General features: G+C 60.3%; 13 protein-coding genes. 8 read left to right on the forward strand and 5 right to left on the reverse strand.

Annotated elements, in window-relative coordinates; all coding sequences use genetic code 11:
* The first annotated feature begins 100 nt into the window (after positions 1–100).
* The 7 genes from ACIONG_RS17200 (at position 101) to ACIONG_RS17230 (ending at position 7751) form a co-directional block, all read left to right on the forward strand.
* Entirely contained in the window at positions 101–865 is a 765-nt protein-coding gene (locus ACIONG_RS17200; RefSeq protein WP_401301305.1) for a hypothetical protein, read from the forward strand.
* A gap of 381 nt (positions 866–1246) precedes the next feature.
* Positions 1247–2488 carry an SfnB family sulfur acquisition oxidoreductase gene (locus ACIONG_RS17205; protein WP_401301308.1) on the forward strand — a complete coding sequence of 414 codons (1242 nt, stop codon included), beginning with the start codon at positions 1247–1249 and terminating at the stop codon, positions 2486–2488.
* 24 nt (positions 2489–2512) lie between these two features.
* Positions 2513–3706, forward strand: coding sequence for an SfnB family sulfur acquisition oxidoreductase (locus ACIONG_RS17210; RefSeq protein ID WP_401301311.1), 1194 nt, complete (start codon positions 2513–2515; stop codon positions 3704–3706).
* Positions 3706–5058 (forward strand): LLM class flavin-dependent oxidoreductase, encoded by a 1353-nt coding sequence (locus tag ACIONG_RS17215; RefSeq protein ID WP_103304115.1) that lies wholly within the window; start codon positions 3706–3708, stop codon positions 5056–5058. Before ACIONG_RS17210 ends, ACIONG_RS17215 begins: the two co-directional genes overlap by 1 nt.
* A gap of 125 nt (positions 5059–5183) precedes the next feature.
* Complete coding sequence (locus ACIONG_RS17220) at positions 5184–5993, forward strand: MetQ/NlpA family ABC transporter substrate-binding protein (RefSeq protein ID WP_401301315.1); 810 nt, start codon at positions 5184–5186, stop codon at positions 5991–5993.
* 2 nt (positions 5994–5995) lie between these two features.
* The gene (locus ACIONG_RS17225) at positions 5996–7117 is read left to right on the forward strand and encodes a methionine ABC transporter ATP-binding protein (protein WP_401301318.1); all 1122 of its coding nucleotides are present in this window, start codon (positions 5996–5998) and stop codon (positions 7115–7117) included.
* Entirely contained in the window at positions 7107–7751 is a 645-nt protein-coding gene (locus ACIONG_RS17230) for a methionine ABC transporter permease (protein WP_064116958.1), read from the forward strand. Before ACIONG_RS17225 ends, ACIONG_RS17230 begins: the two co-directional genes overlap by 11 nt.
* 83 nt (positions 7752–7834) lie before the next feature.
* Here ACIONG_RS17230 and ACIONG_RS17235 read toward each other — a convergent pair whose 3' ends face one another.
* Entirely contained in the window at positions 7835–9244 is a 1410-nt protein-coding gene (locus tag ACIONG_RS17235) for a hypothetical protein (RefSeq protein WP_401301321.1), read from the reverse strand.
* Positions 9245–9485: 241 nt separating this feature from the next.
* Between ACIONG_RS17235 and ACIONG_RS17240 the strand changes: the two genes are divergently transcribed.
* Positions 9486–10112 (forward strand): class I SAM-dependent methyltransferase, encoded by a 627-nt coding sequence (locus ACIONG_RS17240; protein WP_401301324.1) that lies wholly within the window; start codon positions 9486–9488, stop codon positions 10110–10112.
* Between the two features lies 1 nt (position 10113).
* Here the strand turns inward: ACIONG_RS17240 and ACIONG_RS17245 are convergent, their stop codons facing one another.
* The 4 genes from ACIONG_RS17245 to ACIONG_RS17260 all read right to left on the reverse strand — a co-directional run bounded on the left by ACIONG_RS17245 (position 10114) and on the right by ACIONG_RS17260 (position 17683).
* Positions 10114–12366: a glycoside hydrolase gene (locus tag ACIONG_RS17245; RefSeq protein ID WP_401301327.1), complete on the reverse strand. Its 2253-nt coding sequence runs from the start codon at positions 12364–12366 to the stop codon at positions 10114–10116.
* A 90-nt stretch (positions 12367–12456) separates the two neighbouring features.
* Positions 12457–15522, reverse strand: coding sequence for an efflux RND transporter permease subunit (locus ACIONG_RS17250; protein ID WP_213027216.1), 3066 nt, complete (start codon positions 15520–15522; stop codon positions 12457–12459).
* A complete protein-coding gene (locus ACIONG_RS17255) occupies positions 15519–16583 on the reverse strand; it encodes an efflux RND transporter periplasmic adaptor subunit (protein WP_401301331.1) in 1065 nt (354 codons plus the stop codon). The genes ACIONG_RS17250 and ACIONG_RS17255 overlap by 4 nt, the downstream gene beginning before the upstream one ends.
* On the reverse strand, positions 16580–17683 hold the full coding sequence (locus tag ACIONG_RS17260) for an efflux RND transporter periplasmic adaptor subunit (protein ID WP_103304107.1): 1104 nt from the start codon (positions 17681–17683) through the stop codon (positions 16580–16582). The genes ACIONG_RS17255 and ACIONG_RS17260 overlap by 4 nt, the downstream gene beginning before the upstream one ends.
* Positions 17684–17777 lie beyond the last annotated feature (94 nt).

Genomic DNA, 17777 nt, shown 5'->3' on the forward strand with positions numbered 1-17777 from the left:
TTAAACACGAGCACAAGTTCATAACTTTATTGCTGATTGATACACGCCTTTTGTTCTTCCAGAAACGGACTTCGCTGCAAGGCTTCAAGGAGAGAAATCGATGACCCGCACTTCGCATACCCCCGAACTCGCAGCGCCGACCCTGGCGCCAGCGCAAAAAACCGCCATCAATCTGGCCGACGCCGGACATCTGTTGGTCAACGTGCTGCCCTACCCCGACATGGATGGCGGCGACCTGATCGAACTGTTCTGGAACAAATGCTATGTCGCCTCACGTGTGCTCACACCCGAGGACGTCGGTGCGTCGGTCAGCCTGCGGGGGCCGGAGAGTTTCATTGCCAGCGGCACTGCGCGCATCCACTACCGGGTGATGCAAGTCGGTCAGGGCGCGGCGCTGTCGGCGGCAACGCGGGTGGAGGTCAAGCTCGAATGCCCCGGCGGCCTGCCGTCAGCTCTGTGCGGTGACGAAAACCAGCAACTGGCGCCAGTGACGATTCCCGAAACGATTCACCGTCAGGGGGTGAACCCGAACCAGATCAAACGCGGTGTGCCACTGACTATCGAGCCCTACCTGAACATGGCTGAAGGCGACGCCATCACCTTGCGTTGGGGCGACGTACGCATGGATCTGGCGCCGATCACGGCAGCAGATGTCGAACTGCCGATTCAGGTCTGGGTGCCGCCATCAGTCATTGTCGAAGCAGGTGAGGATCTGCGCCTGGACGTGACGTATTGCATCCTCGACCGGGTCGGCAATAACTCTCGCTGGGCACCGCCAAGGGCATTGAAGATCGGCTGTGTGAATCCTTACTTGAAGGTGCCGCTGAAGCCGGCGCTCAAAGCCGCTGAATCGTACAAAGAGTGAATACCCTTTCCGTGGCAAATGAGCTTCTGTGGTGAGGGGATTTATCCCCGATGGACTGCGCAGCAGTCCTGTTTTCTGGGGCCGGTACGCGCCCCATCGGGGAGAAATCCCCTCACCACAATACTGACTCACCTCATTATCTCCATCGCCCTGGAATTCTTAACCATCCAGACCACCGCCCCTTCTATACATATTCCTAAAAGTTAGTTTATTTAAAATTAATACACGCTTAGGGTATATGAACCGGACCACCGGACATTCTTTCGTTCGCCGCACTTTTGCGGCGTTTTTCATGAGATGTGAGGTAGGTAGTATGGTCCGGAACACAATCACCCCAGTGCAGATCGCCAGGGCATTGCGTGCAGCCAAGGAGCGGCACTGATGTCCAGTCTGGCAGATGCAACCATCCAGTCTGATCTGGACATCGCCCCATTGTTGTTGCCCGCGCAGGTCTTGCGCAACGACGCCCAAGCCATCAAGGCCGCCCATGAGCTGGCGCAAGTCGCCCGCGTGCAGGCCGCCAAACGCGACCGCCAGCGCAAGCTGCCGTGGTCGGAAATCGAACAGTTCACCCGCAGCGGTCTAGGCAGCATCGCCATTCCGCGCGAATACGGTGGCCCGCAAGTTTCGTTCGTTACCTTGGCCGAGGTGTTCGCGATCATTTCCGCAGCAGATCCGGCACTTGGTCAGATCCCGCAGAACCAGTTCGGCATCATCAATCTGGTGCTCGGCAGCGCCACTGAAGAACAGAAAAAGCAGTTGTTCCAGAGCGTTCTGGAAGGCTGGCGCATCGGCAATGCCGGGCCGGAGCGCGGCACCAAAAACACCCTGGAACTGAAAGCGCGAATCACCGCCGACGGCGATGACTACGTGATCAACGGGCAGAAGTTCTACTCCACCGGCGCACTGTTCGCGCACTGGGTCGCGGTCAAGGCGCTCAACGATGAAGGCAAGCAAGTGCTGGCTTTCGTCCGTCGCGGCACACCGGGTTTGCGCATTGTTGATGACTGGTCGGGCTTCGGTCAGCGCACCACCGCCAGCGGCACGATTCTGCTGAACAACGTGCGCGTCGAATCGAGCCTGGTGGTCGACAACTGGAAGATCAACGAGAAGCCCAATACCCAAGGCGCCGTGTCGCAATTGATTCAGGCCGCCATCGATGCCGGTATCGCCCGTGGCGCCATCGACGACGCCATCGAATTCGTCAAGACCCGCGCCCGGCCGTGGATCGACGCCAAGGTCGAACGCGCCAGCGATGACCTCTACGTGATCGCCGACATCGGCAAGCTGAAAATCGAACTGCACGCCGCCGAAGCGCTGCTGCGCAAGGCCGGGCAAGTGCTCGATCAGGTGCATGCCGCGCCGCTCACCGCCGACTCCGCCGCCCGCGCCTCGATTGCCGTGGCCGAGGCCAAAGTGCTGACCACCGAGATCTCGCTGCTGGCCAGCGAAAAACTGTTCGAACTGGCCGGCAGCCGCGCGACGCTCGCCGAATTCAACCTCGACCGCCACTGGCGTAATGCCCGCGTGCACACCCTGCACGACCCGGTGCGCTGGAAGTATCACGCGGTCGGCGCCTATCGCCTCAACGGCACTTTGCCGGCTCGCCATTCCTGGATCTGACGACCAGACATCTGGAGAAAACCTATGACCTTTTCCCATCCCGTCGCGGTCATCACCAGCGATGAGCAAGCCCTGATCGTCGCCAGCGACCTGGCCGAAGATTTCAAACGCGACAGCGCCATTCGCGACCGTGAACGTCGCCTGCCGCTGCCGGAACTCGACGTGTTTTCCCGCTCGGGCCTGTGGGGCATCAGCGTGCCGAAAGAATACGGCGGCGCCGGCGTATCCAACGTGACCCTGGCCAAAGTCATCGCCCTGATCGCTCAGGCTGACGGCTCTCTCGGTCAGATTCCGCAGAACCATTTCTATGCCCTCGAAGTGTTGCGCGTGAACGGCAGCCACGAGCAAAAACAACGCCTGTACGCCGAGGTACTGGCCGGCCAACGTTTCGGTAACGCCCTCGCGGAGTTGGGCACCAAAACCGCCCACGACCGTGTCACCAGCCTCAAGCGTGACGGCGACGGCTACCGCATCAACGGCCGCAAGTTTTATGCGACCGGTGCGATTTATGCGCAGCGCATTCCGACTTCGGTGGTCGATGAAAACGGTGTGCAGCAACTGGCCTTCGTGCCGCGCGACAGCAAAGGCCTGAGCGTGATCGACGACTGGAGCGGCTTCGGCCAGCGCACCACCGGCAGTGGTTCGGTGGTGTTCGAAGACGTCTACGTTGCCGCCGAAGATGTGATTCCATTCCAGAGCGCCTTCGAACGTCCAACCACCGTTGGCCCGCTGGCACAGATTCTCCACGCCGCCATCGACACCGGCATCGCCCGCGCCGCTTACGAAGATGCGCTGCACTTCGTGCGCAGCAAAACCCGGCCGTGGATCGATTCCGGCAACGACAAAGCCACCGAAGATCCGCTGACGCTGAAAAGCTTCGGCCACTTGAGCATTCGCCTGCATGCCACCGAGGCGTTGCTGGAACGCTCCGGCGAATTTCTCGACAAAGCCCAGGCCGAAACCACTGCCGAAACCGTCGCCGCCGCCTCGATTGCCGTCGCCGAAGCACGCGCAATCAGCACCGAAATCTCCCTGGCCGCCGGCAGCACGCTGTTCGAACTGGCCGGCAGCCAGGCCACCCTGATCGAGCACGGCCTCGACCGTCACTGGCGCAACGCCCGCGTGCATACCCTGCACGACCCGGTGCGCTGGAAGTATCACGCGGTCGGCAATTACTACCTCAACGATGAAAACCCGCCACTGCGGGGGACCATCTGATGGCGAAGAAAAAGATCCTGCTCAATGCGTTCAACATGAACTGCATCGGCCACATCAACCATGGTTTGTGGACCCATCCGCGTGACACATCCACCCGTTACAACACGATTGAATACTGGACCGAACTGGCGCAATTGCTGGAGCGCGGACTGTTCGACGGCTTGTTCATCGCCGACATCGTCGGCGTGTACGACGTCTATCAGAACTCAGTGGATGTCACGCTGAAGGAGTCGATCCAGTTGCCGGTCAACGATCCGCTGCTGCTGGTGTCGGCGATGGCCGCTGTGACCAAAAACCTTGGTTTCGGCCTGACCGCCAACCTCACTTACGAACCGCCCTATCTGTTCGCCAGGCGCATGTCGACCCTTGATCATTTGAGCCGTGGCAGGGTGGGCTGGAACATCGTCACCGGCTATCTGGACAGCGCCGCCAAAGCCATGGGCCTGCGCGAGCAGGTCGAGCATGACCGTCGCTACGACCAGGCCGACGAGTACCTGGAAGTGCTTTACAAACTCTGGGAAGGCAGTTGGGAAAACGGCGCGGTGCTCAATGACCGTGAGCAACGGATCTATGCGCAACCGGAGAAAGTGCACAAGGTCGAGCACCAGGGCGAGTTCTATCAGGTCGAGGGTTATCACCTCTGCGAACCGTCGCCGCAACGCACGCCGGTGCTGTTTCAGGCTGGCAGTTCCGATCGCGGTTTGCTGTTCGCCGGGCGCCACGCCGAGTGCGTGTTCATCAGCGGCCAGAACAAACCGTCGACCAAGGTGCAAGTGGACAAGGTGCGTGCCAGCGCCGTCGAAGCCGGGCGCAATCCCGAGGACATCAAGGTGTTCATGGGTCTGAATGTGATCGTCGGCGAAACCGAAGAAGCTGCGTGGGCCAAGCACGCCGAGTACCTGAGCTACGCCAGTGCCGAGGCAGGCGTGGCGCATTTCTCGGCGTCCACCGGCATCGACTTTTCCCAGTACGAAATCGACGAACCGATCCAGTACGTCAAGAGCAACGCCATCCAGTCCGCCACCAAGAATCTGCAAAACAACGACTGGACCCGGCGCAAATTGCTCGACCAGCACGCCCTCGGTGGCCGTTACATCACCGTGGTCGGCTCGCCTGAGCACGTGGCAGACGAGCTGGAATCGTGGATCGCTGAAACCGGTCTGGACGGCTTCAACCTGACGCGCATCGTCACCCCGGAAAGCTATGTGGATTTCATTGAGCTGGTGATTCCGGAGTTGCAGCGGCGCGAGTCGTACAAGACTGCGTATGACACGGGCAGCCTGCGGGAAAAACTGTTTCACGGCGAGGCACATTTGCCCGAGCAGCACACTGGATCTTCGTTCCGCCGCTAAAAGCATCGCTGGCAAGCCAGCTCCCACAGGTTTTGTGGACACCGCAGATCCTTGTGGGAGCTGGCTTGCCAGCGATGAGGCTCGACCAGAACCACTCATTCATGCACTGACTGGAAAAAACCATCATGACCAAGAATCGCCTCTCCCACCCAGTCAAAGCACTGGCCCTGGCCCTCGGCCTGTTCAGCTCGGCAGTCTTCGCTGCCGACGCTCCGTTGAAAATCGGCACCACCGCCGCGTTCGCCATCCCGCTGGAAGCCGCTGTCGAAGAGGCTTCCAAACAAGGCCTGAAAGTCGAACTGGTGGAGTTCACCGACTGGATCGCGCCGAACGTCAGCCTCGCCGCCGGCGACATCGACGTGAACTACTTCCAGCACATCCCGTTCCTCGAAAACGCCAAGGCTGCCTCCGGTTTTGATCTGGTGCCATTCGCCCCGGGGATCATCAACAACGTCGGCCTCTACTCGAAGAAATACAAAAGCTTCGATGAGCTACCTGAGGGCGCCAGCGTCGCCATCGCCAACGACCCGATCAACAGCGGCCGCGGTCTGCAACTATTGGCCAGGGCTGGTTTGATCACGCTGAAACCGGGCGTCGGTTACAAGGCCACCGAAGACGACATCGTCGCCAATCCGAAGAAAATCAAAATCCTTCAGGTCGAAGCCGTGCAACTGGTGCGCGCCTACGACGACGCCGACCTGGTCCAGGGCTACCCGGCCTACATTCGTCTGGCGAAGACCTTCGATGCCGGCTCGGCGCTGCTGTTCGACGGTCTCGATCACAAGGAATACGTGATCCAGTTCGTGATCCAGCCGAAGAGCAAAACCGATCCGCGCCTGATCAAATTCGTCGACATTTATCAGCACTCGCCAGCCGTTCGCGCGGCGCTGGATAAGGCTCACGGCAAGCTGTACCAGGCCGGTTGGGAAAGCTGAGCATGACGGCAGCGATCCAACGGCGACTGGAAATTCCAGAGCCCCACAATGCGGAAAAAACCGAACTTCATCCTGAGTTGAACCGCGCCCATGTGCGCTTCATCGGCCTGGGTAAAACCTATGACGGCCGCCAGGGCCCGGTCGCCGCGCTGCAAGGCATCGATCTGGCGATCCAGCGCGGTGAGGTGTTCGGCATCATCGGCCGCAGCGGCGCCGGCAAGTCGTCGCTGATCCGTACGATCAATCGTCTGGAGCAACCGACTTCCGGACGCGTGCTGATCGATCAGGTCGACATCGGCGAGTTCGATGAAGACCGCCTGGTCGCCCTGCGCCGCCGGATCGGCATGATCTTTCAGCACTTCAATCTGATGTCGGCCAAGACCGTTTGGCAAAACGTCGAACTGCCGCTGAAAGTCGCTGGCGTGCCGAAAGAGCAACGCGAGAAAAAGGTTCGCGAACTGCTCGAACTGGTCGGCCTGCAAGCCAAGCACAAGGCCTATCCGGCGCAACTCTCCGGTGGGCAGAAACAGCGCGTCGGCATTGCCCGCGCGTTGGTGCATGACCCGGACATTCTGCTTTGCGACGAAGCCACTTCGGCGCTCGATCCGGAAACCACCCAGTCGATTCTCGGCCTGCTGCGCGAGATCAACCAGCGCCTCGGTCTGACGATTGTTTTGATTACCCACGAGATGGCGGTAATCCGCGAAATCTGCGACCGCGTCGTGGTGCTGGAGCACGGCCGTATCGTCGAGCAAGGCCCGGTCTGGGAAGTCTTCGGCAATCCGCAACACGAGGTCAGCCAGACCTTGCTCGCGCCGCTGCAACACGCCTTGCCGGAAGAACTGCAAAGCCGCTTGCATGCGCAACCGCGCTCTTCCGAGGCCGCAGTGGTGCTGCGTTTGCAGTTCACCGGCAGCGCCAGTGACGAGCCGGATCTGGCGGCGCTGTTTGCTGCCCTCGGTGGCCGGGTGAAATTGCTTCAGGGTGGTGTGGAACGGATCCAGGGCCATGCACTGGGGCAACTCTTGCTGGCAGTCAGCGGCTCGCCAGCGAGCGCCGAACAATTGCGCGAGCGTGCCGGGCAATGGGCGCAACGGGTGGAGGTCTTGGGTTATGTGGTTTGATCGCTTGCTGCAGGGCTTTATCGACACGTTTTTGATGGTCGGCGTGTCATCACTGATTGCGCTGCTGGTGGGGATTCCCATGGCGGTGATTCTGGTCACCAGCGACAAGGGCGGGATCTACCAAGCGCCCGTGCTGAACCGCGCCTTGGGTGCATTCGTGAACCTGTTCCGCTCGATCCCGTTTCTGATCCTGATGGTCGCGCTGATTCCGTTCACCCGATTGATCGTCGGCACCACCTACGGCGTGTGGGCGGCGGTGGTGCCGCTGACCATCGCCGCGACACCGTTCTTTGCGCGGATTGCCGAGGTGAGCCTGCGTGAAGTCGATCATGGTCTGATCGAAGCGGCGCAGGCCATGGGTTGCCGGCGCTGGCACATTGTCTGGCATGTGCTGTTGCCAGAGGCGCTGCCGGGGATTGTCGGCGGTTTCACTATCACCCTGGTGACGATGATCAACTCCTCGGCCATGGCCGGGGCGATCGGGGCAGGAGGGCTGGGGGACATTGCCTATCGCTACGGCTATCAACGGTTCGATAGCCAGATCATGCTCACGGTGATTGTGCTGCTGGTGGCGTTGGTGGCGGTGATTCAGTTGGGTGGGGATCGGTTGGCGCGGGGTTTGAACAAGCGCTGAACCCAGATCAGAAGATCGCAGCCTGCGGTAGCGCTCATGGCGAATACCGCAGGCTACGACTCTTTTCGTTCGGGTCGTGCCCCTCAATCATCAATCAGGCTGTCGAGCCACGCGAATTCGGTTTTGCTTTGATGCAGCGTCTGCATGCTTTTTGCCGCGTACACCAGGCTGTCAGCGTTGTTGACTGCCAAGTGCGCTCGCAGTGACGGGTTGGCATTGAACAGATCAACCGCCGTCTGAAGCGGCAGGTCGTCGCCGATTCCGAGGTAATCGCTGACACCGAACAGGAAGTTATCGTGGTCATTGGTAAAGGCGTTCAAATACTCGACCGTCAAACCGCCGCGCATGATCGCGTCAGAAACACTGCGCTCCGGTACGTCGTAATCAGCCAGCGTATCCCAATCCAGCAAGAGGCCCAGTCGGCTGTCCAGATAGAAATAATCCGCCGCGTTCGGCCCGATGGTCTGGAATCGGTCAATTCTGTTGGTATGCAACATTTCATGGCCCAGCGAAATGCTCAAAACCCCGCGCTGCATGTACTTGCGATTGATGAAGAAGCGGCCATGAAAATCTCTTTTGTACATCCACGCCGCGCTGTTGCTGTCTGCATCAACCCCAACGAATTTCTCGTCTCCCCAGGTTCCTTGATACTCACTGGACAACGCCTGGCCTCGAGCGACTGAGTCGGCGAATCGCTGCGCAACAGCGTGGTGATCAACGCCAAAGAAACTTTCGTAAACCGCGTCGGCGTCTTTGTACTTCTGGCCAATGGCATGTCCCGCATCAGCGAAAATGCTTTCGACCGCTTGCAGCTCCGAGCGAATGATCGCTGCCTGCTCCGGCGGAAACTGCTTCAACCCGCGCGCGACCAGCGCGCCCTCCTGTGCCGCCGAGTACTCAAACGAATCGTCGTTTCCGGTATGCACCCGGTGCTTCTGGGCATGCTCTTTTCTGACCTTGCGAACGAGCTGATCAATGTCGATATCAATGACTTTGCCCGGCTCGGGCAGAGGGTGCGGCCGTTCGAGCGTCCAGGTCTTGCTTAGCGGGTGGTAAAACAGTACCGGCCCCAAAGCCACCAATTCAGATACCAGCGCCGCTCGATATTCACCGGCCGTGCCGGTTTCCCGAACCAGGACGATCTCGCCGGGCGCGATATCGACATAATTTCGGCTCTTGAACACCCTCAGGCCCAGAGCATTGGCTGCGGGCAGGTTGGCCGGCGCTCTCAGGCTGTAGCGCGCAAGTGAACCGGCCATCGGATGCATGGGCAGGATCTGAGCCGACGGCATTGATGAAACCGTGATCATGGAATCTGCGGCGGCAGATTGCCGGGGAACTTCCACCTGAGCCTGATCCGTGTCAGGTCGAAAAATTTTCACCGCAGGCCCATCACCGAACGTGGCACTGCCAGGTCTTGTGCGTGATGGGCTTGCGTCCACCGGGCTGCGGCTGGACGGCGGAGTGACGCCGGGTTTACGAACAATGCCCATAAAAAATCCTTTTTTTTGAGTGAATCCCCCCGAAGAAAAAAACAGGGCAGATATCGCGATAGTCGTCTATCGCGCAGGCGTCATTGCATCCAGTTGCGAACCGCCAGGTGCGGTACATATGTATTGCACAGACGCTGGCGTTTTGTGCTTCCCGGCCAAAGCCTGAGGCAGGCTGCAATCCTCTCAAGCACAAAAGCGCTTATAGTCAGCCCCACCTCCTTTTTGCCACGCAGCCGCACCCATGAAGCAGACCCCCAGCGACCTCGAACAGATCACCGCCACCACCCTCGGCCATTACAACTCGGTGGCAGAAGATTTCCGTGAGGGCACCCGCGATCACGATGTCAGCCAGAACATCGACGCGCTCCTGCGGCACATTCAGGGCACAGCGCCGTTGACGATTCTCGATTTCGGCTGCGGGCCGGGGCGGGACTTGCAGACGTTTACGCGCATGGGTCACGTCGCGGTCGGCCTCGACGGATCGGAAAAGTTTGCGCAAATGGCCCGCGAGGACAGTGGCTGCGAGGTGTGGTGCCAGGACTTTCTGAAGCTTGATTTACCGGCCGAACGCTTCGACGGCATCTTCGCCAACGCGGTGCTGTTTCATGTGCCGTTGCAGGAGTTGCCACGGGTTCTACAACAACTGCGCGATACATTGAAACCGAGTGGGGTGTTGTTCAGTTCCAATCCGCGCGGGGATAACCGCGAGGGCTGGAATGGGCCACGTTATGGCTCGTATCACGATCTGGAGGCGTGGCGCGGGTTGTTGACCGCTGCCGGGTTTGTAGAGCTGGAGCATTATTTCCGCCCGGCGGGGCTGCCGCGGGAGCAGCAGCCTTGGTTGGCGAGTGTCTGGCGCAAGGGCTGAGTCAGGGCGAAGACTGCACGCGGTAGCGGCTGACGGCCCCGTCGGGCGTCAATACCGTAATGCTTTCACCGGGCAAAGTCTGGCCGAGCACTTCACGCGAAGCCTGATCGAAATTGGCCAACAGCCGAGTGCCGTCTTCAAAGGAAGTCTGCTGCACCCGTCGATCCTCGCTCAGCCATTTGAAACCGATCAGGCTCTGCATCGCCAGGCGCTCGTGCAGCGGGCGGAAGAACGCATCCTGACGCGCAATCAACGGTAAGCGTTGCGCCAGCGTTGCCGCACTCAGGTGATAGAGCGGCGGTACGTTGTAGAGCAACTGAGTCAGTTCATTCTCCACCCGTACATTGCTCAGCTTGAAACTGTCATAAAGCCAGTGATGCGTGGTGATGAGCGACCCGTGGAACACCGCCTGGTACAACGGTAAACGGCTGGCCGGATCAAAATGAAGACGCCGATACGGCTCTTTGATCGGTACAGACTTGAAGAACACGGCCGGTTGCTCAGGCGGATACCATTTGCCAACGAAGTACTCGGAATCAGTGTTCTTGCTCATGTCGGCGTCGCCCCAACCGATCACCGGCGTCTGCATGCCATGGGCGAACAGCACGCCTTGAGCCGTCGTTGCGTTGCCGTCTTCGGAGCCGCTGGGTAGTTGCAATGCCTGGTTGATCCAGCGCGAAGCTTCGACGTTACCTTCGGCGTTTTGTGCCTGAGTCATGGTGGCGCCGGGACGGTAGCTGTCGAACACCATGCCTGTGGCATAGGCGTCGAGGAACCAGCTGTTGAAACCGGCGGCAGTGCTGATGGCTTTGACCCGCTGTTCCAGCAAAGGACGCACGCAACGGGGGTCGGTGTAATGTCCCGACTGCTGAAAGCCGCTCTTCATCAAACCGCTTTCCAGCACGATGGCGCACTCGATGTTCGCCCTGTCGCCCAGATGCGCCGTGGTCCAGTCCGGGTTCTCGTCCCGGCTCAGCGCTGTTTCGTAAGAATCATACGGCGCGATCAGATACCCCGCCTTGACGCCTGCGCTAACCGCCTCCGGGTGCCAGAGTCCGCCCTCCCAGCCCTCGCCAAGTCCCAGCCACAAGCGCGACAGCACGGCGCTTTGCAAGCGCTCGACCGTATCGAGCGACAGGCTGTTGCCCCAACGCTTGGGATCGACAGTCAAGGCTTCGGCGAACTGGTCAGCCAATTCCCCGCGCAGCACTGCGTAACCTTTGACCAATGCCCGTACGTCCGGCTCGGCGCGGGCTTGCCAGGTTTTACGCGCCTGGGTGTTCAGCGCACGGTTGAGGCCACGCAACACGACAGTTTGCTGGTAGCGATTGAGCACCGTTTCGCTGGCAAGCAGCTGCAAGGATTCACGGTCCATGCCGGCGCGCAGCGCACTGGCCAAAGGCGTCTGGCCACGTAACTTGCCGAGCAGTGCCGGCCAGTTTTGCACATCTTTTTGCCCCAGTAGATCATTGCCCCACAGGTAGATATGACTGGCTCCCAGCAGCTTGGCGGCCTGCGGAGTTTTCTCAAGTTTGCCGGCAAGGGTTTCATAACGACCGTTATCAATCAGCCATTGCCGGTAACGTCTGGCTCCCGCCAACGGGTCGCTTTCGCCCAGATACAGACTGAACGTCAGCGGCGTCGAAGGAGCGAGTGGCGTGAATTGATGCCGCACCGCCAACGCCAGCGTGTCGCCGTCGGCACTGAACAGCAGTTGATTGTTGTAGGGATTGCCCAGCAACCAGTTGAGGCTGAAACCCTCGTGTTCGACACCCCACAGCGGCAGGCTCAGATCCTGGGTGCTGTTGAGCGGCCCCTGATTCAACAGAAACGCCTGCCAGACCGGATCGCCACGCGGTACGTAATGCCCTTCGGCCAAGGGCCAGATCAAGCCTTTGCCCATGGCAGTGCCGGGTTGGCGCAAAAAATCGAGTTCGGCGGGATCACGAGCGCTGATAGAAAAGGACAGGTCACGCTCATCAAGATCGACGCTGAGGGACCAAGCGCCGTCGTCCCAGTGCCAGTCGAGGTGATTACCACGCTGTACCAGGTTGCTGACTTTGTGTGCTTCAACACCAGACGAGGTCTGCACAGCTGCACTGTTGGTCGGAGTGACTTGCACAGCGAGGGTCGCTGGGTCGATCTGCACCCGCCACAGCGAATTTTGCAGAAACGTCTCGGCGTGCAACGAGGGTGGCAGGCACAGGCCGACCATCAGCAGCAGTTGGCGCAACCAGCAAGCAACAGTCGACATCAGGCGTCCCTCCCCCAAACGGAGGAAGGACGATAAAGCAATCGACCGTGGTTGTAAGTCAGACCGTTCCCAAAGATGTAACGGGCGCAATCAATGGCTCGATGACGATGAGTCCTTCTTCGGCTCACGAATCTTGTACCAGGCCACATACAGCGCCGGCAGAAACAGCAGCGTCAGCAGCGTCGCAATCACGATGCCGCCAATCATCGCGTAGGCCATCGGCCCCCAGAACACTTCCCGGGCAATCGGGATCATGCCCATGCTCGCCGCCGCTGCGGTCAGCAGGATCGGGCGGCGCCGGTGTTCGGTGGCTTCCACCACCGCGTCCCACGGCGCGTAGCCTTTCTGCTCGAACTCATCGATCTGCGTCACCAGAATCACCGAGTTGCGGATGATGATGCCGATCAGCGCCAGAATCCCCAGAATCGCCACGAAGCCCATCGGCGTACCGGTCGGCACCAGCGCCAGCACCACACCAATCAGCCCCAGCGGCGCGACACTCGCCACCAGGAACATCTTCTGCACGCTGTGCAGCTGGATCATCAGGAACGTCGCCATCAGGAACAGCATCAGCGGCAACACCTTGGCAATCGGCCCTTGCGCCTTGCCGCTCTCCTCCACCGTACCGCCGGTGGCGACTTTGTAGCCGACCGGGAGTTTTTCGGCGAAGGCATCGATGGACGGCTTGAGCAGTTTCACCAGATCGGTTGGCTGAATTTCGTCGCGCACCGACGCCTTAATGGTGATGGTCGGCAAACGGTCGCGACGCCACACCAGCGGCTGTTCCAGTTCATAACGCACAGTGGCGAACGCCAGCAGCGGAATCGACGTGCCGCCGGGCGTGACGATTTGCAGGTTTTGCAGGGTTTCTGGGGTACCGCGTTCGGAATCCACGGCGCGCCCGACCACGTTGATCAGGTAGATATCGTCATCGACCTGGGTCAACGGCGAGCCACTGACAATGCTGTTCATCAGGTTCGCCACGTCTTCGGACGACAGCCCGAGCTGGCGGGCCTTGTCTTGGGCGATGTCGATGCGCAGGACTTTGCCCGGCTCGTTCCAGTCGTAAATGATCTCGCCGATGTGTGGGTTCTTGTCCAACTCGGTGGCGAGGTCGATGGCGTGTTTGCGCACCTGATCGATGTCCTTGCCGCTGACCCGGTACTGGATCGGGCGCCCCACCGGCGGGCCCATTTCCAGCGCCTGCACGTAGCTGCCGATGCCAACGAAGTCCTTGTGCAAACGCTCACGCAAGCGCTGGCTCAACGCTTCGCGGGCCTCGAAGTCTTTGCTGACGATGACCAGTTGCGCGTAGTACGGGTTTTGCAGTTGCTGATCGAGCGGCAGGTAGAAACGGATCGCGCCCTGGCCGATGTAAGTGCTCCAGCGCACGATATCCGGATCGCCCTTGAGGCTTTCCTCAAGCTTGTCGACAGCCTTGCGGGTTTCATCGATAGAGGCGTTTTGCGGCAGGTTCAGGTCGACCAGAATCTCCGGGCGATCAGAGGAAGGGAAGAACTGGTTCTGCACAAAGCGCATGCAAAACACCGCCAGCACAAAGCACACAACCGTGATGCCGATCGCCCACCAGCGGTTGCGCATCGACCACAACAAGCCATGGTTGAATGCACGACCGATGCGACCGGGTTCGGCCGCATGGGGTTTCACGTTGGCGCTGAGAATGTGCACGCCGATCACCGGCGCAAAGAACACCGCTACCACCCACGACACCAACATCGCCACGGCGATTACCGCGAACAGGGTGAAGGTGTATTCACCGGCAGAGCTGGCGTTGAGGCCGATGGGCACGAAACCGGCCACGGTCACCAGCGTGCCGGTGAGCATCGGGAACGCCGTCGAGGTGTAGGCGAACGTGGCCGCCTGCTCCCGGGTCTCGCCCATTTCCAGGCGCGTGACCATCATCTCCACGGTGATCATCGCGTCGTCGACCAACAGGCCGAGGGCGATGATCAGTGCGCCAAGGGAAATCCGCTGCATGGTGATGCCGCTGTATTCCATGAACACAAACACCATCGCCAGCACCAGCGGAATCGAGCACGCCACCACCAGCCCGGCGCGTACACCGAGGCTGATGAAGCTCACCACCAGAACGATGATTACCGCTTCGAACAAGGCGCTGGTGAAACCGCCAACAGCCTCTTCCACCACCACGGCCTGATCGGAAACCGTGTGCACGCCGACGCCTACCGGCAGATCAGCGGTGAGTTGATCGATACGCGCGTGCAGGGCTTTGCCGAACTCCTGAACGTTGCCGCCCTTCTGCATGGCAATCGCCAGACCGATCGCCGGTTTGCCGTCGAAACGAAACTCCGGGGTGGCCGGGTCGACGTAACCACGGCTGATGTCAGCGATGTCGGCCAGACGATAGAAGCGGTCATTGAGTTTGAGATTGACCTCGGCCAGATCCTTTTCCGAAGCAAACTGCCCCGAAGTGCGCACGGAAATGCGCTCCGGACCGGCCTCGATCACCCCGGCCGGCGTCACCGCGTTCTGCGATTGCAGGCTCTGCACCACCTGGCGCTGATCGATGCCCAGCGCCGCCAGTTTGCGCGTGGAGAAGTTCAGGTAAATCACTTCGTCCTGCTGGCCGACCATCTCGATCTTGCCCAGCCCGGGCACATTGCGGATCTCGGCCCGCGCCTGTTCCACGTAGTCGCGCAACTGGCGCATGGTCAGGCCGTCGGCGGTAAACGCGTAGACCGAGCCGTAGACGTCGCCGAACTCATCGTTGAATCCCGGCCCCTGAATACCCTTGGGAAATTGACCGCGAATGTCATCGATCTTCTTGCGCACCTGGTACCAGATTTGCGGAATGTCCTTGGCGCTGGTGGTGTCGCGCAGGTACACGTACACCGTCGACTCACCGGGGCGCGTGTAGCTTTTCACGTAGTCGAGGGAGTCGAGCTCTTCAAGTTTTTTCTCGATGCGGTCGGTGATCTGCTTGAGGGTTTCTTCCTGGGTCGCACCCGGCCATTTGCTCTGGATCACCATGGTCTTGATGGTGAACGACGGGTCTTCCTCACGACCCAGATTGAAGTACGAAAACACCCCCATCAGCAATGCCACGAACATCAGGTACCAGACGAACGACTGATGCTTGAGGGCCCATTCGGAGAGGTTGAAAGAGCCTTTCATTGACTGTCCTCGTCAAGTTTCACGGGTTGTCCGGGTTTTAGGCTGTTGACGCCGGCGCTGACCACGCGTTCGCCATTTTTCACGCCGCCGGCCAGCACCACCGTGCTGTCGGTGCGGCTGACGAGACTGACGTCGCGGGGGCTGACGGTTTTGCTTTGGGTGTCGATCACCCAGATCCGCGTTTTACCGTCGACCTCTTGCAGCGCTGTCGCCGGCAATTCGATGCGTGGCTTGATCGCTGAACTGAGGGTCACGCTGATCGCGGTGCCGAGGCGAAACCCGGGCGGTGTATCCGCCAGGGTCAGCCGCGCACGACGGGTGCGTGTAGCACTTTGTGCCTGCGGTTCGATTTCGCGGATGACCGCTGTGGTGTTGATGCTCGGATCGAGTTGCGCGGCGACAAGAAACACCACGTCACTGGGGATCTGGTCGACCAAGGTATCCGGCAGATCGATCACCGCTTCCTTGATGTCCGGTTGCGCCAACGTCACCACTTGCTGGCCGGCAGTGACCACTTGCCCAGCCTCGGCATTCCACGCGGTGACCACGGCTTTGTGGTCGGCACGCAGTTCGGTGTAGCCGAGTTGATCCTTGCTCTGGTTGACCGCCGCCCGCGCCTGCTCCAGCGAGGCCTGGGTGGTTTTCAGATCCGTGGTGGCGATGTCCAGTTGCGCCTGCGCGCCGACCCCGCGATCGAACAGGGCCTGCTGACGCCGGGCGTTGGCCTGGGCATTGATCAGTTGCGCCTGAACCTTGGCCAGATCGCCTTGGGCAGAGCGCAACTGGTTCTGCTGATCGGATGGGTCGAGGGTGGCGAGCAGCGTGCCCTTCTCCACTTCGGCGCCGACATCGACGTTACGGCTGGCAATACGCCCGCCGACACGGAAACCGGTGTTGCTCTCGTAGCGCGCCTGAATACTGCCGGCAAAACGTCCGAGGGTTTCCTCGTTCAACGCCTGAACCTTGATCGACAGCACCGGGCGCACAGGCTCGGGCGGCGGTTCTTTCTTCGAGCACCCGGCCAACAACACTGCTACGGATAACAGCCATAGAGACTTCATGGCTGTGCTCCCGGTTGCAGATCCTTATAGGTGTTTTCGGCAATCTCGACTTTCATGCCGGGGTGCAACAACTGTCCGCCGGCAACGATAACTTTCTCGCCGCCCTTGAGGCCTTCGCTGATGATCACTTTGCCGGTCAGGTAACGGCCGACCGTGACCGTGTGCAATTGCGCCAGCCCTTGCTCGTCGACCATCCACACGGCGGGGTCGCTGATGTTTTTGGTCAGCGCCGACCAAGGCAACTCGACCGCCGATTTGCCGGAGCCTTTGGCGGTGGCGCTGACCACCGAGCCGAGCTGCATGCCCGGCGGCAGTTTGTCGAGGGTGACTTTGACTTGCACGGTTCCGGACTGCGCCGACACCGCCGGGGTGACTTCTCGCACGGTGCCGGTGGTTTTGATATTGGGATTGTCGAGCAGGCTGACCACAATCGAGCGATCCGACGGCCGCTCGGCCAACAGCGATTCGTACACATTGAAGACCGCGTCGCGGTCACCGTCACGGGCCAGTTTGAACATCGGCGCCGTGGCCTGCACCACTTGGCCGACCTCGGCCTGGCGCTCGGTGATGATCCCGGGGGCGTCGGCAATCAACGAGGTGTAACTCAGTTGATCCTTGGCATTGGCCAGTTGCGCCTGCGCCGCGCTCAACGCGCTCTGGCTGCTGCGCAACGCCGCCTGCGCGGAATCGTATTCGCTTTGGCTGGTGTAACCCTTGGGCAACAGTTTTTGCTGACGCACGAATGCCGCAGCGGTCTGCTTGACCCGCGCCTGTTCGGCGACCACTTGGGCCTGCGCCGAGTCGACGTTGGTCTGCAAGTCCTTGGGATCGAGTTTGGCCAGCACTTGTCTGGCCGTCACCCGGTCACCGACATCGACCATGCGCTGGATGATCTTGCCGCCGACGCGGAACGACAACTCGGTCTGCACACGCGCCTGCACATCGCCGGTGAGGGTCACGGCAGCCGCGTAGTCCGCGGGTTTGACCTCTTGCACGAAGACGCGTGGCAGGTATTCCTGCGGCGCTTTTTTCTCCCCGCAAGCGGTCAGCAATGTGAACAGACTCAGCATGACCGCTGTTTTCAAACCGGGACTCGCCATGCAGACTCCTTCCTGTGTACGAACGTGCAAGTGACGATACGACTGTGAGCTTAGAACAGGGTTCAACGTTCGCTCACGGGAATAACGCAATTTT

The sequence above is a fragment of the Pseudomonas sp. NPDC087817 genome (assembly GCF_044742875.1).
GTDB lineage: Bacteria > Pseudomonadota > Gammaproteobacteria > Pseudomonadales > Pseudomonadaceae > Aquipseudomonas.